The following is a 15,177-nucleotide window of genomic DNA, read 5'->3' on the forward strand; positions in this document are numbered from 1 at the left end:
CCTGGCGCAACTCAGCACCATAACCAAATATTTACCATAGTTGCCTTCACCCTGTCAAGAAAAAATTCCTATCATGAGAAGTTGCCGGCCATGAACAGCTACCGACACAACCGGACTGGCCGTCGTCACGCCTTGTCAATCCGAGCTCGGTGCCTGGGCAAACGGGCGAACGGCAACGCCGCGCGGCACTATGGCAAGCACCTTGAACAGGTCGCCCATGGCCTGCGGCCCGGCGAGGCGTTCGACATCGCCAGCGATCTTGTCGCGTGCCGCCTGGCTGGCATCGGCGCCAAGCCGGCCGGCGCGCTCCAGAATGCCCAGGCCGAGCAGGAAATCGCCCTGCGTCGACAGATGGGCGTCGAGACCCTGCGCGCGCACCACCGCGGCAAGGGCGGCGAAATCGACATGGGAAGTGAGGTCGGCTTCGCCGGGATTGGCCAGAACATCTTCGTGATCATGACGGCGCAAGGCCTGCAACGTGTCGCCGACACCCGGCCGCAGATGGCCATAGTCGACAAACAGGCCGGAGCCGCCATGAGCCGCTATGCGCTCGGCGATGGTCGCCATCAGGGCGCTGCGCGCCGGCGCCACTTCGACGATCGCGCCTTGCGGCGCCTCGCCGGCATCGGCGGGCAGCAGCGTCGGGTCGAGCGAGCCGGCGCCGGCGAAGAAGGTAAGATTGTCAGCGCCGTCGAGACCGACCACGCGCTCGCGCCAGCCGGTGCCGGCGCGGACGAACTGGCGGATGGGGATGGCGTCGAACAATTCGTTGCCGACGATGAGGAGCGGCTGTGGCGGCAGCGTGTCGATGGTCTCGTGCCAGCGAATCGAGAACGGTGTGGCGCCGAGCGTCTGTTTCTGCACCTCGGTCAGGCGCGGGCTGGTCTCGATCATGGCGAAAGCGGCGTCGTTGGCCAGTGCCGGTTCAAGCCGCGACAGGGTGCGAAGCATGTCCTTCATCAGCGTGCCGCGGCCGGGGCCGATCTCGGCGATGGTGACCGGCGTCGGCCGGCCGACCGCCAGCCAGGCCTGGTAGAGCCAGACGGCGACGAGCTCGCCGAACATCTGGCTGATCTCCGGCGCGGTGACGAAATCCCCGGCGGCGCCGAACGGTTCGCGCGTGGTGTAGTAGCCCGCCTCGGGATCGAACAGGCACAATGCCATGTATTCGTTGACGGGGATCGGCCCTGTCGCCTCGATCAGATCGACGATGCGTGCCTTCAGCCGCGTCATGTCGCCTGCGGCCGTGACTGCGGCACCGGCTTGGCTGTCGTCATCGCCCAGATGCCGGCCAGCACCATCGGCGAGGACAGGATCATGCCCATGGTGAGCCAGTTGGTGCCAAGGAGATAGCCGAGCTGCTGGTCGGGCTCGCGGAAGAATTCGACTGCTATGCGCGACAGGCCATAGCCGCAGATGAAGGCGCCGCCGACGAAGCGCGGCGTCTTCAGCTTGAGGCGCGAATGGGTGAGGAAGCGCAGCACGAGAAAGAGCACCAGGCCTTCAAGCAGGGCCTCGTAAAGCTGGCTCGGATGGCGGGTAAACGGCCCGCCATTGGGAAACTCGATCGCCCACGGCACGTCGGTTGGCCGGCCCCAGAGCTCGGAGTTGATGAAGTTGGCGACGCGCACGAGGCCAAGACCGACCGGCACGCCGGCGGCCACGACGTCGAACAGCGACCAGGTGCGGATGCCGCGCTTGATCGAAAACAGCGTCATGGCGAGGATGACGCCGAGCAGGCCGCCATGGAACGACATGCCGCCCTGCCAGACGGCGAAGATGTCGAGCGGGTGCGCGATATAGCGCGGCAGGTCATAGAACAGCACGTAGCCGGTGCGTCCGCCCAGCACGACGCCGATGGCCGCCCAGATGATGAAATCATCGAGGTCCTCCGGCTTCATAGGCAGAATGCCGTCGGCCCAGAGTTTCGGATTGGCGGCGAGCCGCTTGGCGTACCACCAGGCGAACAGGATGCCGACGATGTAGCCGACGCCGTACCAGTGCACCGCCAGCGGCCCGATCTGAATCAGCACCGGGTCGATGTTGGGAAAGGGCAACGAGGCCAGCGGCAGCAGGAAATATTCGTTCAACGGGGAGCTCTCGGTTGCGTTTGGCGCGGACCATGCGGCAGGGTTTTGGCGGGGTCAAGGCAAGGTGGTCGGCCTCAAAGATCGGATCGGATCACCGCTTGCAGGCCCATCGCGCCGTGCGGGCGGTGAGCTCAATCCCTTGGCTTGGCGGCCACCAACTGCCGCAACGCGTCGTTGATCCTGTCCTGCCAGCCGGGGCCATCTTCCTGGAAATGATCGAGCACGGCCCGGTCGATCCGGATCGAAACAAGCTCGCGGACGTTCGGCGCGGCCGAAGCTTCGCGAATTGGCGGTGCCGGCTTCTTCACCGGTTTGAAGGCAGCTTCGGCGGCTGCCATCGGATTGGTCGGTCGGCGCGGAGGGGTTGCCATTGGTGACCTGACTGAAGTGTGCTTGAGGCAATACGAGACGAGAACACAATAGGCGAGCTTGCGCCCTCAAGTACAGCTCTGGCGCCGTTCGGGAGCTTCTTACAGGAATGGCACTGCCATGCGCCACAGCAACGCAGATGGAACGGCAACCCTCAACGTTCTTGCATTCGGCGCGCGGCACTACTAACTCAATTTCAGCAACCGAGGATTTGCCATGTCGACCGGACCGAACCGCATTCTCGACGAATTCGCCAAGCTGATGACCGATGCTGCGGGCGCCGCGCAGGGCGTGCGGCGCGAGGTGGAGACCGCCTTCAAGGGACAGGCCGAACGCATCCTGAATTCGATGGACGTGGTGCAGCGCGAGGAGTTCGAGGCCGCGCGCGAGATGGCCGCCAAGGCCAGGGAAGAGAATGCTCGCCTTGCCGACCGCATCGAGGCGCTTGAGGCCAGGCTTGCCGAACTGACCGGGCAGGCCACACCTGCGGCTTCCGCAAAGCCCAGGCCGAAAAAATAATTCGTTAAACTTTTCCACAAAGCACCAGCCTGAAAAGCGCTTTGCCGTGAATCGCTTACCGGCATTGCGTGACTCTGTGTGACAGCGCCTTTCCACATGCGAATGACGCAGCGCGAAAAAATGGGCTGTTCACGCGACTCCCGATCAATAGACTGAATTTGTTGCATGATTCGGAGCAGGGTCATGCGCCGGGCGGTGGGGTCCGGTCTGGGGTCTTTGCGTCGAGAAGTCCTGGCCGTCCGAGTTCTAGATCAGATTGTTCGTCGTGTGTGCCCCGCGGAGCGTGTGGCGCTCCCCTGAACACAGGAAGCATTCCATGGAACTTCTCGAACTCGAATTCTCCCGCGAAATCCATCCGGTGGATGTCATTGAGCAGGTGGCCCACAACAATGACTGGTCCTTCGAACGGGCCGGCGACGACGAAATCTCGATCTCGGTCGCCGGAAGCTGGACCGACTATCACGTCTCCTTCTCGTGGATGGAGGATTTCGAGGCGCTGCATCTGGCCTGTGCCTTCGACATCAAGGTGCCGGAGGCGCGCGCGCTGGAAGTGATGCGGCTGTTGTCGCTGATCAACGAACAGATGCTGTTCGGCCATTTCGACCTGTGGGAGCAGGAAGGCGCGATCATGTTCCGCCAGTCGCTGCTTCTGGCCGGCGGGGTCGAGCCTTCGAGCCAGCAGGTGGAGGTGCTGCTGTCGTCGGCGCTGGAGGCCTGCGAATGCTACTTCCAGGCGTTCCAGTTCGTCGTCTGGTCCGGCACATCGGCCAAGGACGCGCTGGCCGGGGTGCTGTTCGAGACTTTCGGCAACGCCTGACCAAGATGCCTTCGACATGAGTTCAAGCAGCGAGCGCAAGCCCGAGATCAGTTTCGCCGATTTCGATCGTGTCGACATCCGTGCCGGCACGATCATCGAGGCCGAACCGTTTCCGCAGGCGCGCAAGCCGGCGTTCAAGCTCAAGATCGATTTCGGCCCCGAGATCGGGGTGAAGAAATCGTCGGCACAGATCACCAAATATTATACGCCCGAGACGCTGATCGGCCGGCAGGTGTTCGCGGTGGTCAATTTTCCGCCGCGCCAGATCGGGCCGTTCATGTCGGAAGTGCTGACGCTCGGCTTTCCCGACGAAGAGGGCGCCGTGGTGCTCGGCGCCATCGAGCGCAAGGTGCCGGACGGCGGGCGGCTGTTTTAGCCGAGAGGTAGCGTCAGGCCGCCAGTTTCCGCGTCGTGCCCAGCGCCTCCTGGACCGTATCGAGAAACATTTCCGCGCAGGCTTTCCAGCTGTAGCGCATAGCGCGTTCTCGCGCTTGGGCGCGGTCGACATCGAGGGCGGCGAGCGATGCCGCGCGCAGGTCGTTGGAGACCGCGCCGCCGAAGCCGTCGCCGACGATGTCGATCGGTCCCGTGACCGGAAAGGCGGCGACCGGCGTGCCGCTGGCCAGCGCTTCGATGATGACGTTGCCGAAGGTGTCGGTGCGGCTCGGAAAGACGAAAACGTCGGCCGAGGCGTAGATTTCGGCCAGTTCATCGTTGGGGCGGTGGCCAAGAAAATGCGCGGCGGGGTAGCGCGCCTTGAGCTTCGCCAGTTCCGGGCCCTCGCCGACAATCACCTTGCTGCCGGGCAGGTCGAGATCGAGGAAGGCGGAGAGGTTCTTCTCGATGGCGACGCGGCCGACACAGAGGAACAACGGGCCGGGGAAGCCGAGATCCTTCCTCTTGTCGGGCCGGAAATGATCGGTGTCGACGCCGCGCGTCCATGGCCTCAGCTTGTTGAAGCCGCGCGCTGCAAGATCATCCGCCAGCGACTGCGTCGCGACCAGCGTGCCTTGGCCGGAATTGTGGAAATCGCGCAGCCAGCGATAGGCCCAGCTTTCCGGCACCGGCAGCCGGGCGCTGAGATATTCAGGAAAGCGTGTGTGGTAGCTGGTGGTAAACGGCCGGCCGGCATTGCGGCAGTAGCGCCGCGCCATGATGCCGAGCGGACCTTCGGTGACGATGTGGATGTGGTCTGCCTTGTAGGCCTCGATCAGGCGCGCGACATGACCTGGCGTGGTCAACGCCAGGCGGATATCGGGATAGGTCGGCAAGGGCAAAGTGCGAAAGATGTTGGGCGTCAGGAAATCCACCGCGACATCGAACGATTTCAGTGTTTCGGTGAGCCGCTCCAGCGTGTGGACGACGCCATTGACCTGTGGGCGCCAGGCGTCGGTGACCATCAATATGCGCATGACGGGCCTTTGCTCGAAAGGTCGGCGGTTGCCTCGGCCCGATGCCCGGACGGCGACCAGCCTGCTGCCCTCGCTTCGCTCCAGCACACCCGGGCGGGTACGGGATCGAAGTCAGACGGCGGGCTCGAATCAAGTGAGGTCGCGCGCTTCATGCGCGCTCTTCAGCATGGTTTCATGACGCGCCAATGAAATCGGCCGAACATGACCTCGTCCGGAAACGGTTTCCGCTTCCCGCGATTGAATCCCTGTCAGGCCGGAACCTTGATCACGGCGCGCAAGCCGCCGAGCGGGCTGACGTCGAGCGTGATGTCGCCGCCATGGCTGCGGGCGATGTCGCGGGCGATCGACAGGCCGAGGCCAGTGCCGCTGGCATCGAGATTGCGGGCCTCGTCGAGCCGCATGAAGGGTTTGAACACCTCTTCGCGCTTTTCGGCCGGAATGCCCGGACCGTCATCGTCGATGGTGACCACAAGCGAGCCGCGGCCATGATTGGCGGCCACCTCCACCGTCTTGGCGTAGCGGAAGGCGTTGCCGATGACATTCGACATCAGCCTGGCGAAGGCGTTCGGCCGCACATGCACGGTCGGATCGCCGGAAAGCGTCGTCGACAATTTGCATTCGCGCAACCGAGCTTCCTCGCTCAGCTTCTGGAAATAGGCTTCGAGATCGAAGCGCCCGGTGTCTTCCGAGGCCTCGCCGCGGGCAAAGGCAAGATAGCCTTCGAGCATCGACTGCATGTCGTCGATGTCCTGGTTGAGCGCGGCCTTCGTCTCGGCCTTGCCGCCCGCCAGCGCCAGCTGCAGCTTGAAGCGGGTGAGGATGGTTCTGAGGTCATGGCTGACGCCGGTGAGCATGGCAGTGCGCTGTTCGATCTGGCGCTCGATGCGCTCGCGCATCTGGATGAAGGCAAAACCGGCGCGGCGGACCTCCTCCGCGCCGCGCGGGCGGAAATCACGCGGCATCGGCCGGCCCTTGCCGAAGCTTTCGGCGGCTTCGGCCAGCGTCAGGATCGGCCGGATCTGGTTGCGCAGGAAGGGAATGGCGATCATCAGCAGCACCAGCGAGGTACCGACCATCCAGATCAGGAAGATGTGCGTGTTCGAAGCATAGGCCTGGCTGCGGCGCACGAAGACGCGCAACACCTTGCCTTCGAGCTGGACGCGGACCTCGATGATGTTGGAGTTGCCGACCGTATCGATCCAGAACGGCCGGTTGATCTGGCGGGTGATCTCGGCGGAGAGAACGTCGTCGAGGATGGAGAAGAACGGCTTCGGCCCGGGCGGCGGCAGCGGGTCGGGCGGCAGGAGGTCGACCTTCAACTGCATGCGGTCCTGGGCGATGCGGATGATGTTGGCGTAGTCGGCGTCGTGCGGATAGGTCTCGATCAGGTCGATGATGGCGGCGATGTCGCGCACGGTCGCCTGCGACAGGCGCTGCGTCACGGTCGCCCAATGCCGCTCCATGAAGACGAAAGCGACCACCGATTGCAGCAGGATCATCGGCGCGATGACGATGATCAGCGAGCGCGCGTAGAGGCGCTTGGGCATGTAGAGCGAAACGAGGCGCCAGAACCGGTTCCAGACGCGCGGACCCCTCTTGAGCAGCCGTGTGGAGCGGGTGCTCAAGCCGTCAGATTCCGGCTGTTCCAGTTCCGTGGTCGCCATTCACCTTTCGCTCGCTCCGTGGCCGTCAGGCAGGCCGAAGGCGGTAGTCTATTCGACGCTGAGCCGATACCCAATACCGCGGACCGTCTGCAGCCAGACCGGATTGGAGGGATCGCGCTCGATCTTGCGGCGCAGCCGATTGATCTGGACGTCGATGGTGCGTTCGCCGACATCCGATTCGTCGCCGACCAGTTCGTGGCGTGGAATGGTTTCGCCGGCGCGCGCGGCGAATATCGCCAGGATCTCCTGCTCGCGATCGGTCAGCTTCAGCGCCTCGCCGCCACGCTTCAATTCGCGCCTGGCGATCTGGAATGTGTAGGGACCGAAGACGAGCTGCTCCACCTTGGGCGTGGTCGCAGGGCCGCCGCGGCGCAGGATGTTGTTGATGCGCAGGATCAATTCGCGCGGATCGAAAGGCTTTGGCAGGTAATCGTCGGCGCCGGCCTCCAGGCCGGTGATGCGGCTATCGGTCTCCGATAGCGCCGTCAGCATCAGGATCGGCACGTTCTTCTCGGCCCGCAGCGCCTTGGTCAGATCGACGCCGTTTTCGCCGGGCATCATCACGTCCAGCACAAGAAGATCGAAGTCGAGACCGGCGAGCTTGCGCCGGGCTTCGCCCGAATTGCCGGCGACGGTGACGCGAAAACCGTTTTCGGTCAGATATTGCTTGAGCAGGTTGCGGATGCGGGTGTCGTCATCGACCACAAGCAAATGCGGCGCATCGTCGTCCGGTGCGGCCGCGTGATCAGCGCGTTCAGTGCTCTCCATGGCTTTTCCCTGACATTTTTGCGGACCCAACGTCGATCTGGGCTCTCAGTTCCGGATTGACCATTGCTTCGAGGAAGCGTTCCACCTGGGTCCGTTCGGCGGCTCCGGAATCTTCCAATGCAGCATGGATGCGGCGCGACTGTGGCCGTGCCAGCGCCAGCGCCAGCGCGCGGCCCTTGGCGGTCGGATACAGTTCGCGCTGGCGACGATCGCGCGGCCCTTGCAACTGCACGACATGGTCGGTGTCGATCAGCTGCTTCAGCACGCGCGCCAGGCTCTGCTTGGTGATCTTCAAGACATCGAGCAGTTCGGCGACCGTCAGGCCCGGCCTGCGGTTGACGAAATGCAGCACCCTGTGGTGGGCGCGGCCGAAGCCATAGTCGGCCAGGATCTGATCGGGATCCGAGGTGAAATCGCGATAGGCGAAGAAAAACAGCTCGATGAGGGCGAAATCAATGCCATCCTCGATTGACATCGCGGTCCTGATCGGTGTCCCGGCTGCTCGGCTTCGATCCGTCATCTTTTCTCCATGGGCAGGGAAGATTATGTCAGTACTATTGACGTAATTTCTCTGCAATGGTAATTTTTGACAAGGTTTTGGGCGGATTGCGAACGAAAAGGCAAGACAGGCCGGGTTTTCCGGAACTTCCTGAGTTTGCCAGAGCACGATTATCCGCCTACCTTTCCAGACAGCGGCAGGCGCCCCAACCAGTTGGCGCGGCCGACAAGAGCACGCAACGAACAACGATATGCGGGCTGCCGCCCGCGGGAGGTTACCATGGCATCCGTTCCCTTTGATCAACTGGACGGCTTCATCTGGATGAATGGCGAGTTCGTGCAATGGGGCGAGGCCAAGATCCATGTGCTGACCCACGGCCTGCACTATGCCAGCGCGGTGTTCGAGGGCGAGCGCGCCTATGGCGGCGAGATCTTCAAGCTCAACGAGCATACCGAGCGCCTGCATGAATCGGCGCGGCTGCTCGGCTTCAAGATCCCCTATTCGGTGGCCGAGCTCAACGACGCCTCCAGTACCCTGCTGAAGAAGCAGGGCTTCAAGGATGCCTATGTCAGGCCGATCGCCTGGCGCGGCAGCGAGCAGATGGGCGTTTCGGCGCAGAACAACCGCATCAATTGCGCCATCGCCATCTGGCAGTGGCCTAGCTACTTCGATCCGGCGCAGAAGCTGAAAGGCATACGTCTCGATATGGCTGAGTGGCGCCGGCCCGACCCGCGCACGGCGCCGTCCAAATCGAAGGCTGCCGGCCTCTATATGATCTGCACCATGTCCAAGCATGCCGCCGAGGCCAAGGGCTATGCCGACGCCATGATGCTCGACTGGCGCGGCCAGGTCGCGGAAGCCACCGGCGCCAACATCTTCTTCGTCAAGGACGGCAGGATCCACACGCCAAAGCCGGACTGCTTCCTCGACGGCATCACCCGCCGCACGGTCATCGGCCTCGCCAAGGACCGCGGCCTGGAGGTGGTGGAGCGCGCCATCATGCCGGAAGAACTCGAGGGCTTCGAGCAGTGCTTCCTGACTGGAACGGCAGCGGAAGTGACCCCGGTTTCGGAGATCGGGCCGTACCGATTCGAGGTCGGCGAGATCGCCAAGACTCTGATGAATGACTATTCTGCGGCCGTTCAGCCGAAGCACGCGATCGCCGCAGAATAACGAAAGTCACAGCTTTTCACGCAAGCAGGGGCGGTTTTCGGGCCGCCCCTTTTATTTCAGCGTTTCTGCATTTGACTTTCGCCGAATTCAGCGTCTCCATGATGGTGTCGGCCCGGGAGGCTGGCAGCTATGGAGGGACTGGTAAGATGGACATGAATACGCTTCTTCCGATCATCGTTCAGATCATTACAGGCATCATCGGTGGTCAGGCGGTCGGCGCGGCGATCAAGACGGCGGCGCTGGGGCAGCTTCCCAAGATCCTGGGCGGCGCCATTGGCGGCGTCGGCGGCGCGGCGATCCTCGGCAGCCTGCTCGGCGGCACAGTCGATCCGGCAGCGGCTGCGGCAGCGACGAGTGGTCTGGGCAGCGCGCTCAACCTGCAGAACATCGTCGGCGGCGCCGGCGGCGGCGCGATCCTGACCGGCATTATCGGCGCGGTCATGGGCGCCATGAAGAAGTAAGCCTGCGATCTCGGGCTGGCCAAATGGGCGGCTTCGGCCGCCCATTTCTGTTTCCAGAGCGCGCCGCATGAATGCGTTTCGACGCGACGCGCTTTGGAACGACCGATCCCAAGGGTGGACGCCCTTCGCTCGCGCCTCTACATCACGGCGTGAACATCGAAAGGACGATCATGGGTCAGCTCAATGCCGGCATCGTGCCGGTCACGCCTTTCCAGCAGAATTGCACGATCCTGTTCGACATGGACGACAAGCACGGTGTCGTCGTCGATCCGGGCGGCGATATCGACAAGGTGCTGGCGGCGCTGAAGGACAATGCGATATCGGCCGGCGCGATCTGGATCACGCATGGTCATATCGACCATGCCGGCGGCGCGATGGAGTTGAAGGAAGCGCTCGGTGTCGAGATCATCGGCCCGCACGAGGCCGACAGGATGTTGCTCGACAATCTTGAGAACCAGGGCGAGCGCTATGGCATTGCCGGCGTGCGCAACTGCGTGCCCGACCGGTTTCTCACCGAAGGCGAGACGGTCTCGTTCGGCTCGCATCTCTTCGAGGTGCTGCATTGCCCCGGCCACGCGCCCGGCCATGTCGTCTATTACAACCGCCCGGCCAAATTCGCCCATGTCGGGGACGTGCTGTTTCGCGGCTCGATCGGGCGCACCGACCTGCCGGGCGGCGATCATGCGGCACTCATCGCCTCGATCAAGGACAAGCTTTTGCCGCTCGGCGACGACATCGGCTTCATCTGCGGCCACGGTCCGGGCGGGCGTTTCGGCGAGGAGCGGCGGAGCAATCCGTTTTTGACGTGAAGCGCGTCGCGCCGAAGCCGGTGCCGGCTTGACAAAAAAGCGCCGGCCTTGCGGTCAGCGCTTTTTGTTGAGGCAGGGAAGCCCTTGATCAGTTAGCGGTGCAGAAATGCTGCTCGCCGTCATTGCCGGTGAAGGTGCCGGTGCGGGCGTTGAAGGTGCGGTACCGGTCGGAGCAATAGTCGTACCAGCCGCGCGTCCACGGTTCGGCATAGCGGTCGGCGTAGACCACTTGCGGTTCGGCATAGTAGCGACGGACCGGCGCCGGGCGAATCCGCACATCGCGATCGTAGTAACCGTCATCGTAGTAGTCGCGGGGCGGCGGCTGCTGGTTGGCCAACGCACCGCCGATCAGCGCGCCGGCCGCGAGGCCGAGGACGCCGGCGGCAATGGCATCGCCATGGTCATGATGGTGGCGGTGACGCCAATCGCCCGCATTGGCCGCGGGCAAGGCCGCGAACGTGGTGGCAACCACTGCGGCGGACAGCACGGCTGTCTTGAAAATTCGGTTCATGTCGATCTCCTTCGTGCCGGCCCGTAAGAATTCCGGGGATGCGGTCCGGCTTTACGAAAGATTAATATGAGACCGTGGCTGAACGGGGGCTGAACGAATTTTTGCCTGACCGGAGGGCACGGGCATCAACTATCGAACGCTCCAGGGAGCGAAGCTGTCCTGCCAGAACAGCCGCCGTTCCGGAGCAGGCTCAGCCGATCGACAGGTTGACGGCCTTGGGGCCCTTGCCGCGCTTGTCAGGCTCGGTGTCGAATGTCACTTTCTGCCCATCCTCAAGACCGGGAAGACCCGACGCCTGCACGGCCGAAATATGAACGAAGACATCCTTCGCGCCATCATCCGGTGTGATGAAGCCGAACCCTTTGGCATGGTTGAAGAATTTGACGGTGCCGGTCTGCGGCATGGGAAGCTCCTTTGATCCCATAAACTCCAGTCTCGGGCCGGCAAATGCCCGAATGGAAATTTGTCCTTTATTTTAGCGTCATCGGCAAGAGAAAGTTTTGCGGGCACTTAAAGCGCGTCGCGCTTTAAGTTTTCATTATGATGCATGTCGTTGACCCGACACCGGATCCACTTTGGGGCGACAGCATTTTTGCTGCGCTGCGACATGAAAAAGGCGCGACGAAAATCGCCGCGCCTTCAAAATTCGTTTGCCTCTTCCGAAGTCATTCAAGCTTCGGAGCCTCAGTCGCACGGCCAGGAAGGGCGTGCTGCTGGCCGATGGCTCAGGCGGCGCGGAGGTTGACGGCCTTGGGGCCTTTGCCCATGCGATCCGGCTCGACGTCGAAGGTGACCTTCTGGCCGTCGACGAGCGTGCGCAGGCCCGAGGCCTCGATCGCGGAAATGTGGACGAATACGTCCTTGGCGCCACCGTCGGGCGTGATGAAACCGAAGCCTTTGGTCGCGTTGAAGAATTTAACGGTGCCGGTCTGGGCCATTGGGGAAACTCCTTCACCCGTTCAGTCTTGATGGTCCTGCCCGCCACCTCGCGTCGAGGGCAGTTCCCGGTGGTAGCTTTCGGCAGTCATGCATTGGCGCATGGTCAAACCCCCCGCCGAAAAACGGGGCCGTCAGAGATTCACAGTATCGGGGAAAGGTCGTCCAAAACGTTCCGCTCTCCGGGTCGCAAATGCCCGAACACGGAATTTATCGCACGGAAAAGTGAAGGTTGCAAGATAGCGCCGCGGGCCGCCCCCGATGGGCGCGTCCCGACGCATGAATCGACCAATCCGAGCATCGACGCGCCGCAAATAGGCCTCGTTGCCTGAGGGGTCATCGGCCACAGCCCCGTCACGCATGGGCCAGCGGCGGCGACGGCTGGCGGTGCGAGGCGCCGGGATAATCCAGGCGACGTTCTTTTTAGCAGCCGGCTGCAAACGAGGGTTGCAATCGGCGATGGAATGCGGAGGATCGCAACAGCGCGACTGGTTTGAGCCTTTGCTTCGTGAATATCATTGTCCCGAACAGCTGCGTATTTGGAGCGGCACGCAGCGAGGCGAGGATCGAGGGAGAGACGATCATGAGGTTTCTTGCGGCAATCTTCTCGCGACAGGGTTTTGTCGTCCTGTTCCTGTCGGCTGTTCTTGCCGCCTGTACAGTGGTCGTCGACGACGGCCCGGGACCGCGGCCACGGCCGCCGCGGCCGGGACCGCAATTCTGCACCAAACAGTACGAGCCCGTCTGCGCCCGGCGCGGTGGCGACCGCCAGACCTTCGCCAATGCCTGTCTTGCCGACCGGGCGGGTTATCGCATCGTGCGCGACGGTCCCTGCCGTGACGGCGGCGAGGGTGGCGGCGAGCAGACTTTCTGCACCCGCGAATACGCGCCGGTCTGCGCCCGGCGCGGCGGAGAGTTGCGAACCTTCCCCAACGCCTGCGAGGCACGCGCCGCCGACTACCGCATCGTTGGCGGGGGCCGCTGCTGAAAGGCCGGGTGTTCGTCTTTTCCGCACCTTGGGAAAACGCGGATGCCGTCTAAAACAAATTTCGGGGACGTGTGACGGTCACAACGCGGATGGATAGGCGCCGTCGGCCGGCCCGGAGTAAAGCTCGCTGCCGTGCTCATCGCAGATGCGCACGCGGTCGGGGATTTGCGGCATTGCGAGCGTATGGAAGAGCGCGGTGGCGCCCTGCCAGGCTGCGCGCAGGGTAGGGGCTTCCAGCGACACCTTGTCGAGCGTCGCTTCCTCGGCTTCGCGCGATCGGTAAAACTCGATGACGAAATTCAAGGACGCCTCCATGATGCGTTGTTCCGCCAGGGAGATTCTCCGGCAGGAGATTCTGCGGCAGGGATGGGCGCGGAAGAAGTCGTCCGCGATCAGCTCTTCGATTTAGGCTTCAGGCCGCTCTCGGCCTGCTTGACCGACGAGCCGAACGGGGAGGCGGGCTTGGCCACCACCTTGTCCTTCTTGGGCTTTCGTGTTTCGCGGTTGCTGCGCTGTTGACCCTTGGCCATCTTGTCTGCTCCTCGTGCTGGTGGTCTGGCGGCGCCGGGGTCTCAGACCGCCGGATTGTTGCCAACAGTCGGATTGTCACCAATCGGATTGTCGGCTGGTTCGAGATTGTCTTCCGTGGTGACCCGCTCGTGGGTCTCCTGCTCGCTGCGGATGCGGTACTGCGGGGAGCCGTCCTTGACCGGCAGCCTGCTCTTGATCTCGAACAGCTCCGCAGTCTTGTTGAGGAGCCCTGTGCGGCTCTTCATGCGCACGGTCTGGCCGACGGCGAAGAGATGCGAGGGCGTGTCGGTGCGCGGACGCGCATTCTGCTGGAAACGGATCATGCTGCATTCTCCCTGTCGCGCTTCAGCGCTGTTTCGAGGTCCAGGTAATCGATGGCGACGAGTTGACTGGTGGTCGGGTTTTTCACCGCCCTTGCCGGCAAATGGATGAAGGTGGCGACGCGGCGCCAGGCAAGCCGCGACATGCCCTCGATCAGCTCTTCGTCGTGATCGATGTCGTAGTCGCCCGCCGGCAGTTGCCCTTCCAGCCCGCCGAGTACGAAAGGAGCCATGAAATGTGCGACGGAATGGGTCGTGCGGTCCGGCATTGTCCTGCCTTGATGTTTTAAGCCCTGTGGCGACATGCGAGGCGGAGAGCCTCAAAGCAAAAAAGCGGGGACGAGCCCCGCTTTCCTATTTCCGGCAATCGCTGGAAATAAGCCATTTTCGAGAGCTGCCAGTACATCCGTGGTCAGCGGTCATCGAATTCGGCCGGATCAGATCAGTTGCAAATTGGCGGCCGACTCGCGGCCCTTGGCATCACGCTCCAACTCGAATTGCAGCTTCTGGCCTTCGGCGAGGCCAGGAAAGCCCGCGCGTTCCAATGCGCTGACGTGGACGAAAACGTCCTTGCCGCCGTCGGTTGGTTGAATGAAGCCAAAACCCTTCTGGCCATTGTAGAATTTCACGGTTCCGGTGTTCATGGGTATCTTTCGAAGAATGAGAACGGTCGCGGAGCAAATGCGCCGCGCTGCCGATATCGATGATTTGGAGTGAGATTGGCGGGTCGAGAACCTCTGACGCCGCGAAATGCCAATTCTGGCCCAAACGCTCGTATATATGTAGCTCGACTTTGCATGGTTTTCAAGAAGATTTGGAAAAATAAGTAGCCAAAGGAAAAAGATTGCTGCGTTCATTTGAAAAACTCTGCTATGGTTTGATGATATTTTCCAAAAATTCTCAAAAAATCATTTTGGGGTCCACTCCCGAAATTTGCGTTTTATTTCTCCAAAAAGGACAAAAACCATGGTTTCTGCGAGAAGCTCAAGAGGCAATACCACAGCGATCAACCCGCCCATCAGGCCGGCCACCGCATATGCCGTCGCCATCGGGCGTACCGGCAAACCTATGATCGTCAAGTCGGCGCGGCTGACCATCAGAAGCGACGAGGCTGAAAGGCGGACGATCGCCGATACTGACGGAACGGTTCGGCGCGCCAGGCAGACGGCCGAGACCAACCGGCTGATTTGATCTTGTCCGCGCCGATGGCAAGCGCAAGAAATCAAGCAAAGCCTGTCGGTAGCTAATCAAGTTGTCCGGTTTGGTAGCACATGATCTGTCCGCTTCTGTTTTGGCGTCGAAGCGGTTCA

Annotated in this window: 23 protein-coding genes; 8 read left to right on the forward strand and 15 right to left on the reverse strand. The window is 62.4% G+C overall.

The window, feature by feature from the left end; all coding sequences use genetic code 11:
* Positions 1 to 135: 135 nt before the first annotated feature.
* The 3 genes from LB541_RS06035 to LB541_RS06045 form a co-directional block, all read right to left on the reverse strand.
* Positions 136 to 1,233 carry a class I SAM-dependent methyltransferase gene (locus tag LB541_RS06035; RefSeq protein ID WP_224618051.1) on the reverse strand — a complete coding sequence of 366 codons (1,098 nt, stop codon included), beginning with the start codon at positions 1,231 to 1,233 and terminating at the stop codon, positions 136 to 138.
* Positions 1,230 to 2,090 (reverse strand): prolipoprotein diacylglyceryl transferase, encoded by an 861-nt coding sequence (gene lgt, locus LB541_RS06040; RefSeq protein ID WP_140631833.1) that lies wholly within the window; start codon positions 2,088 to 2,090, stop codon positions 1,230 to 1,232. The genes LB541_RS06035 and lgt overlap by 4 nt, the downstream gene beginning before the upstream one ends.
* 131 nt (positions 2,091 to 2,221) lie before the next feature.
* On the reverse strand, positions 2,222 to 2,461 hold the full coding sequence (locus LB541_RS06045; protein WP_031250360.1) for a BrnA antitoxin family protein: 240 nt from the start codon (positions 2,459 to 2,461) through the stop codon (positions 2,222 to 2,224).
* A gap of 214 nt (positions 2,462 to 2,675) precedes the next feature.
* Here LB541_RS06045 and LB541_RS06050 point away from each other — a divergent pair, with 214 nt between their 5' ends.
* The 3 genes from LB541_RS06050 (at position 2,676) to LB541_RS06060 (ending at position 4,171) form a co-directional block, all read left to right on the forward strand.
* Positions 2,676 to 2,978 carry an accessory factor UbiK family protein gene (locus LB541_RS06050; RefSeq protein WP_140496011.1) on the forward strand — a complete coding sequence of 101 codons (303 nt, stop codon included), beginning with the start codon at positions 2,676 to 2,678 and terminating at the stop codon, positions 2,976 to 2,978.
* Between the two features lie 316 nt (positions 2,979 to 3,294).
* Positions 3,295 to 3,795: a YbjN domain-containing protein gene (locus LB541_RS06055; protein ID WP_127855850.1), complete on the forward strand. Its 501-nt coding sequence runs from the start codon at positions 3,295 to 3,297 to the stop codon at positions 3,793 to 3,795.
* Between the two features lie 16 nt (positions 3,796 to 3,811).
* Positions 3,812 to 4,171 carry a tRNA-binding protein gene (locus LB541_RS06060; RefSeq protein ID WP_140496010.1) on the forward strand — a complete coding sequence of 120 codons (360 nt, stop codon included), beginning with the start codon at positions 3,812 to 3,814 and terminating at the stop codon, positions 4,169 to 4,171.
* A 13-nt stretch (positions 4,172 to 4,184) separates the two neighbouring features.
* Here the strand turns inward: LB541_RS06060 and LB541_RS06065 are convergent, their stop codons facing one another.
* From LB541_RS06065 to LB541_RS06080, 4 genes are all read right to left on the reverse strand, one after another.
* The gene (locus tag LB541_RS06065; protein ID WP_140496009.1) at positions 4,185 to 5,207 is read right to left on the reverse strand and encodes a glycosyltransferase family 4 protein; all 1,023 of its coding nucleotides are present in this window, start codon (positions 5,205 to 5,207) and stop codon (positions 4,185 to 4,187) included.
* A gap of 248 nt (positions 5,208 to 5,455) precedes the next feature.
* A complete protein-coding gene (locus LB541_RS06070; protein ID WP_224618052.1) occupies positions 5,456 to 6,871 on the reverse strand; it encodes an ATP-binding protein in 1,416 nt (471 codons plus the stop codon).
* Between the two features lie 48 nt (positions 6,872 to 6,919).
* Positions 6,920 to 7,639: a response regulator gene (locus tag LB541_RS06075; RefSeq protein WP_140496007.1), complete on the reverse strand. Its 720-nt coding sequence runs from the start codon at positions 7,637 to 7,639 to the stop codon at positions 6,920 to 6,922.
* Positions 7,626 to 8,159 carry a MarR family winged helix-turn-helix transcriptional regulator gene (locus LB541_RS06080; protein WP_181165219.1) on the reverse strand — a complete coding sequence of 178 codons (534 nt, stop codon included), beginning with the start codon at positions 8,157 to 8,159 and terminating at the stop codon, positions 7,626 to 7,628. The genes LB541_RS06075 and LB541_RS06080 overlap by 14 nt, the downstream gene beginning before the upstream one ends.
* A 258-nt stretch (positions 8,160 to 8,417) precedes the next feature.
* Here LB541_RS06080 and LB541_RS06085 point away from each other — a divergent pair, with 258 nt between their 5' ends.
* The 3 genes from LB541_RS06085 to LB541_RS06095 all read left to right on the forward strand — a co-directional run bounded on the left by LB541_RS06085 (position 8,418) and on the right by LB541_RS06095 (position 10,581).
* Complete coding sequence (locus LB541_RS06085; RefSeq protein ID WP_140496006.1) at positions 8,418 to 9,311, forward strand: branched-chain amino acid aminotransferase; 894 nt, start codon at positions 8,418 to 8,420, stop codon at positions 9,309 to 9,311.
* Between the two features lie 146 nt (positions 9,312 to 9,457).
* Positions 9,458 to 9,772 (forward strand): hypothetical protein, encoded by a 315-nt coding sequence (locus LB541_RS06090; protein WP_140496005.1) that lies wholly within the window; start codon positions 9,458 to 9,460, stop codon positions 9,770 to 9,772.
* A gap of 170 nt (positions 9,773 to 9,942) precedes the next feature.
* On the forward strand, positions 9,943 to 10,581 hold the full coding sequence (locus tag LB541_RS06095) for an MBL fold metallo-hydrolase (RefSeq protein ID WP_224618063.1): 639 nt from the start codon (positions 9,943 to 9,945) through the stop codon (positions 10,579 to 10,581).
* Between the two features lie 88 nt (positions 10,582 to 10,669).
* Here the strand turns inward: LB541_RS06095 and LB541_RS06100 are convergent, their stop codons facing one another.
* The 3 genes from LB541_RS06100 to LB541_RS06110 form a co-directional block, all read right to left on the reverse strand.
* Positions 10,670 to 11,092, reverse strand: a complete 423-nt coding sequence (locus LB541_RS06100) for a BA14K family protein (protein WP_140516874.1) — start codon at positions 11,090 to 11,092, stop codon at positions 10,670 to 10,672.
* A gap of 190 nt (positions 11,093 to 11,282) precedes the next feature.
* On the reverse strand, positions 11,283 to 11,495 hold the full coding sequence (locus LB541_RS06105) for a cold-shock protein (protein WP_006202521.1): 213 nt from the start codon (positions 11,493 to 11,495) through the stop codon (positions 11,283 to 11,285).
* Between the two features lie 322 nt (positions 11,496 to 11,817).
* Positions 11,818 to 12,030 (reverse strand): cold-shock protein, encoded by a 213-nt coding sequence (locus LB541_RS06110; protein WP_006202520.1) that lies wholly within the window; start codon positions 12,028 to 12,030, stop codon positions 11,818 to 11,820.
* A gap of 581 nt (positions 12,031 to 12,611) precedes the next feature.
* On the opposite strand from LB541_RS06110, the gene LB541_RS06115 reads away from it, so the two are divergent.
* Positions 12,612 to 13,016, forward strand: a complete 405-nt coding sequence (locus tag LB541_RS06115) for a Kazal-type serine protease inhibitor family protein (protein ID WP_140516872.1) — start codon at positions 12,612 to 12,614, stop codon at positions 13,014 to 13,016.
* Positions 13,017 to 13,094: 78 nt separating this feature from the next.
* On the opposite strand, the gene LB541_RS06120 is transcribed toward LB541_RS06115, so the two are convergent.
* The 5 genes from LB541_RS06120 to LB541_RS06140 all read right to left on the reverse strand — a co-directional run bounded on the left by LB541_RS06120 (position 13,095) and on the right by LB541_RS06140 (position 14,511).
* Positions 13,095 to 13,319, reverse strand: coding sequence for a hypothetical protein (locus LB541_RS06120; RefSeq protein WP_140496001.1), 225 nt, complete (start codon positions 13,317 to 13,319; stop codon positions 13,095 to 13,097).
* A gap of 89 nt (positions 13,320 to 13,408) precedes the next feature.
* Positions 13,409 to 13,546 (reverse strand): hypothetical protein, encoded by a 138-nt coding sequence (locus LB541_RS06125; protein WP_181165218.1) that lies wholly within the window; start codon positions 13,544 to 13,546, stop codon positions 13,409 to 13,411.
* A gap of 42 nt (positions 13,547 to 13,588) precedes the next feature.
* Positions 13,589 to 13,870 (reverse strand): hypothetical protein, encoded by a 282-nt coding sequence (locus tag LB541_RS06130; RefSeq protein ID WP_140556070.1) that lies wholly within the window; start codon positions 13,868 to 13,870, stop codon positions 13,589 to 13,591.
* Positions 13,867 to 14,136, reverse strand: coding sequence for a hypothetical protein (locus tag LB541_RS06135; RefSeq protein ID WP_140516870.1), 270 nt, complete (start codon positions 14,134 to 14,136; stop codon positions 13,867 to 13,869). The genes LB541_RS06130 and LB541_RS06135 overlap by 4 nt, the downstream gene beginning before the upstream one ends.
* 168 nt (positions 14,137 to 14,304) lie before the next feature.
* Entirely contained in the window at positions 14,305 to 14,511 is a 207-nt protein-coding gene (locus LB541_RS06140; protein ID WP_140495998.1) for a cold-shock protein, read from the reverse strand.
* A gap of 322 nt (positions 14,512 to 14,833) precedes the next feature.
* On the opposite strand from LB541_RS06140, the gene LB541_RS06145 reads away from it, so the two are divergent.
* Positions 14,834 to 15,058: a hypothetical protein gene (locus tag LB541_RS06145; protein ID WP_140495997.1), complete on the forward strand. Its 225-nt coding sequence runs from the start codon at positions 14,834 to 14,836 to the stop codon at positions 15,056 to 15,058.
* Positions 15,059 to 15,177 lie beyond the last annotated feature (119 nt).

The organism is Mesorhizobium sp. BR1-1-15, from assembly GCF_020165475.1.
Lineage (GTDB): Bacteria > Pseudomonadota > Alphaproteobacteria > Rhizobiales > Rhizobiaceae > Mesorhizobium.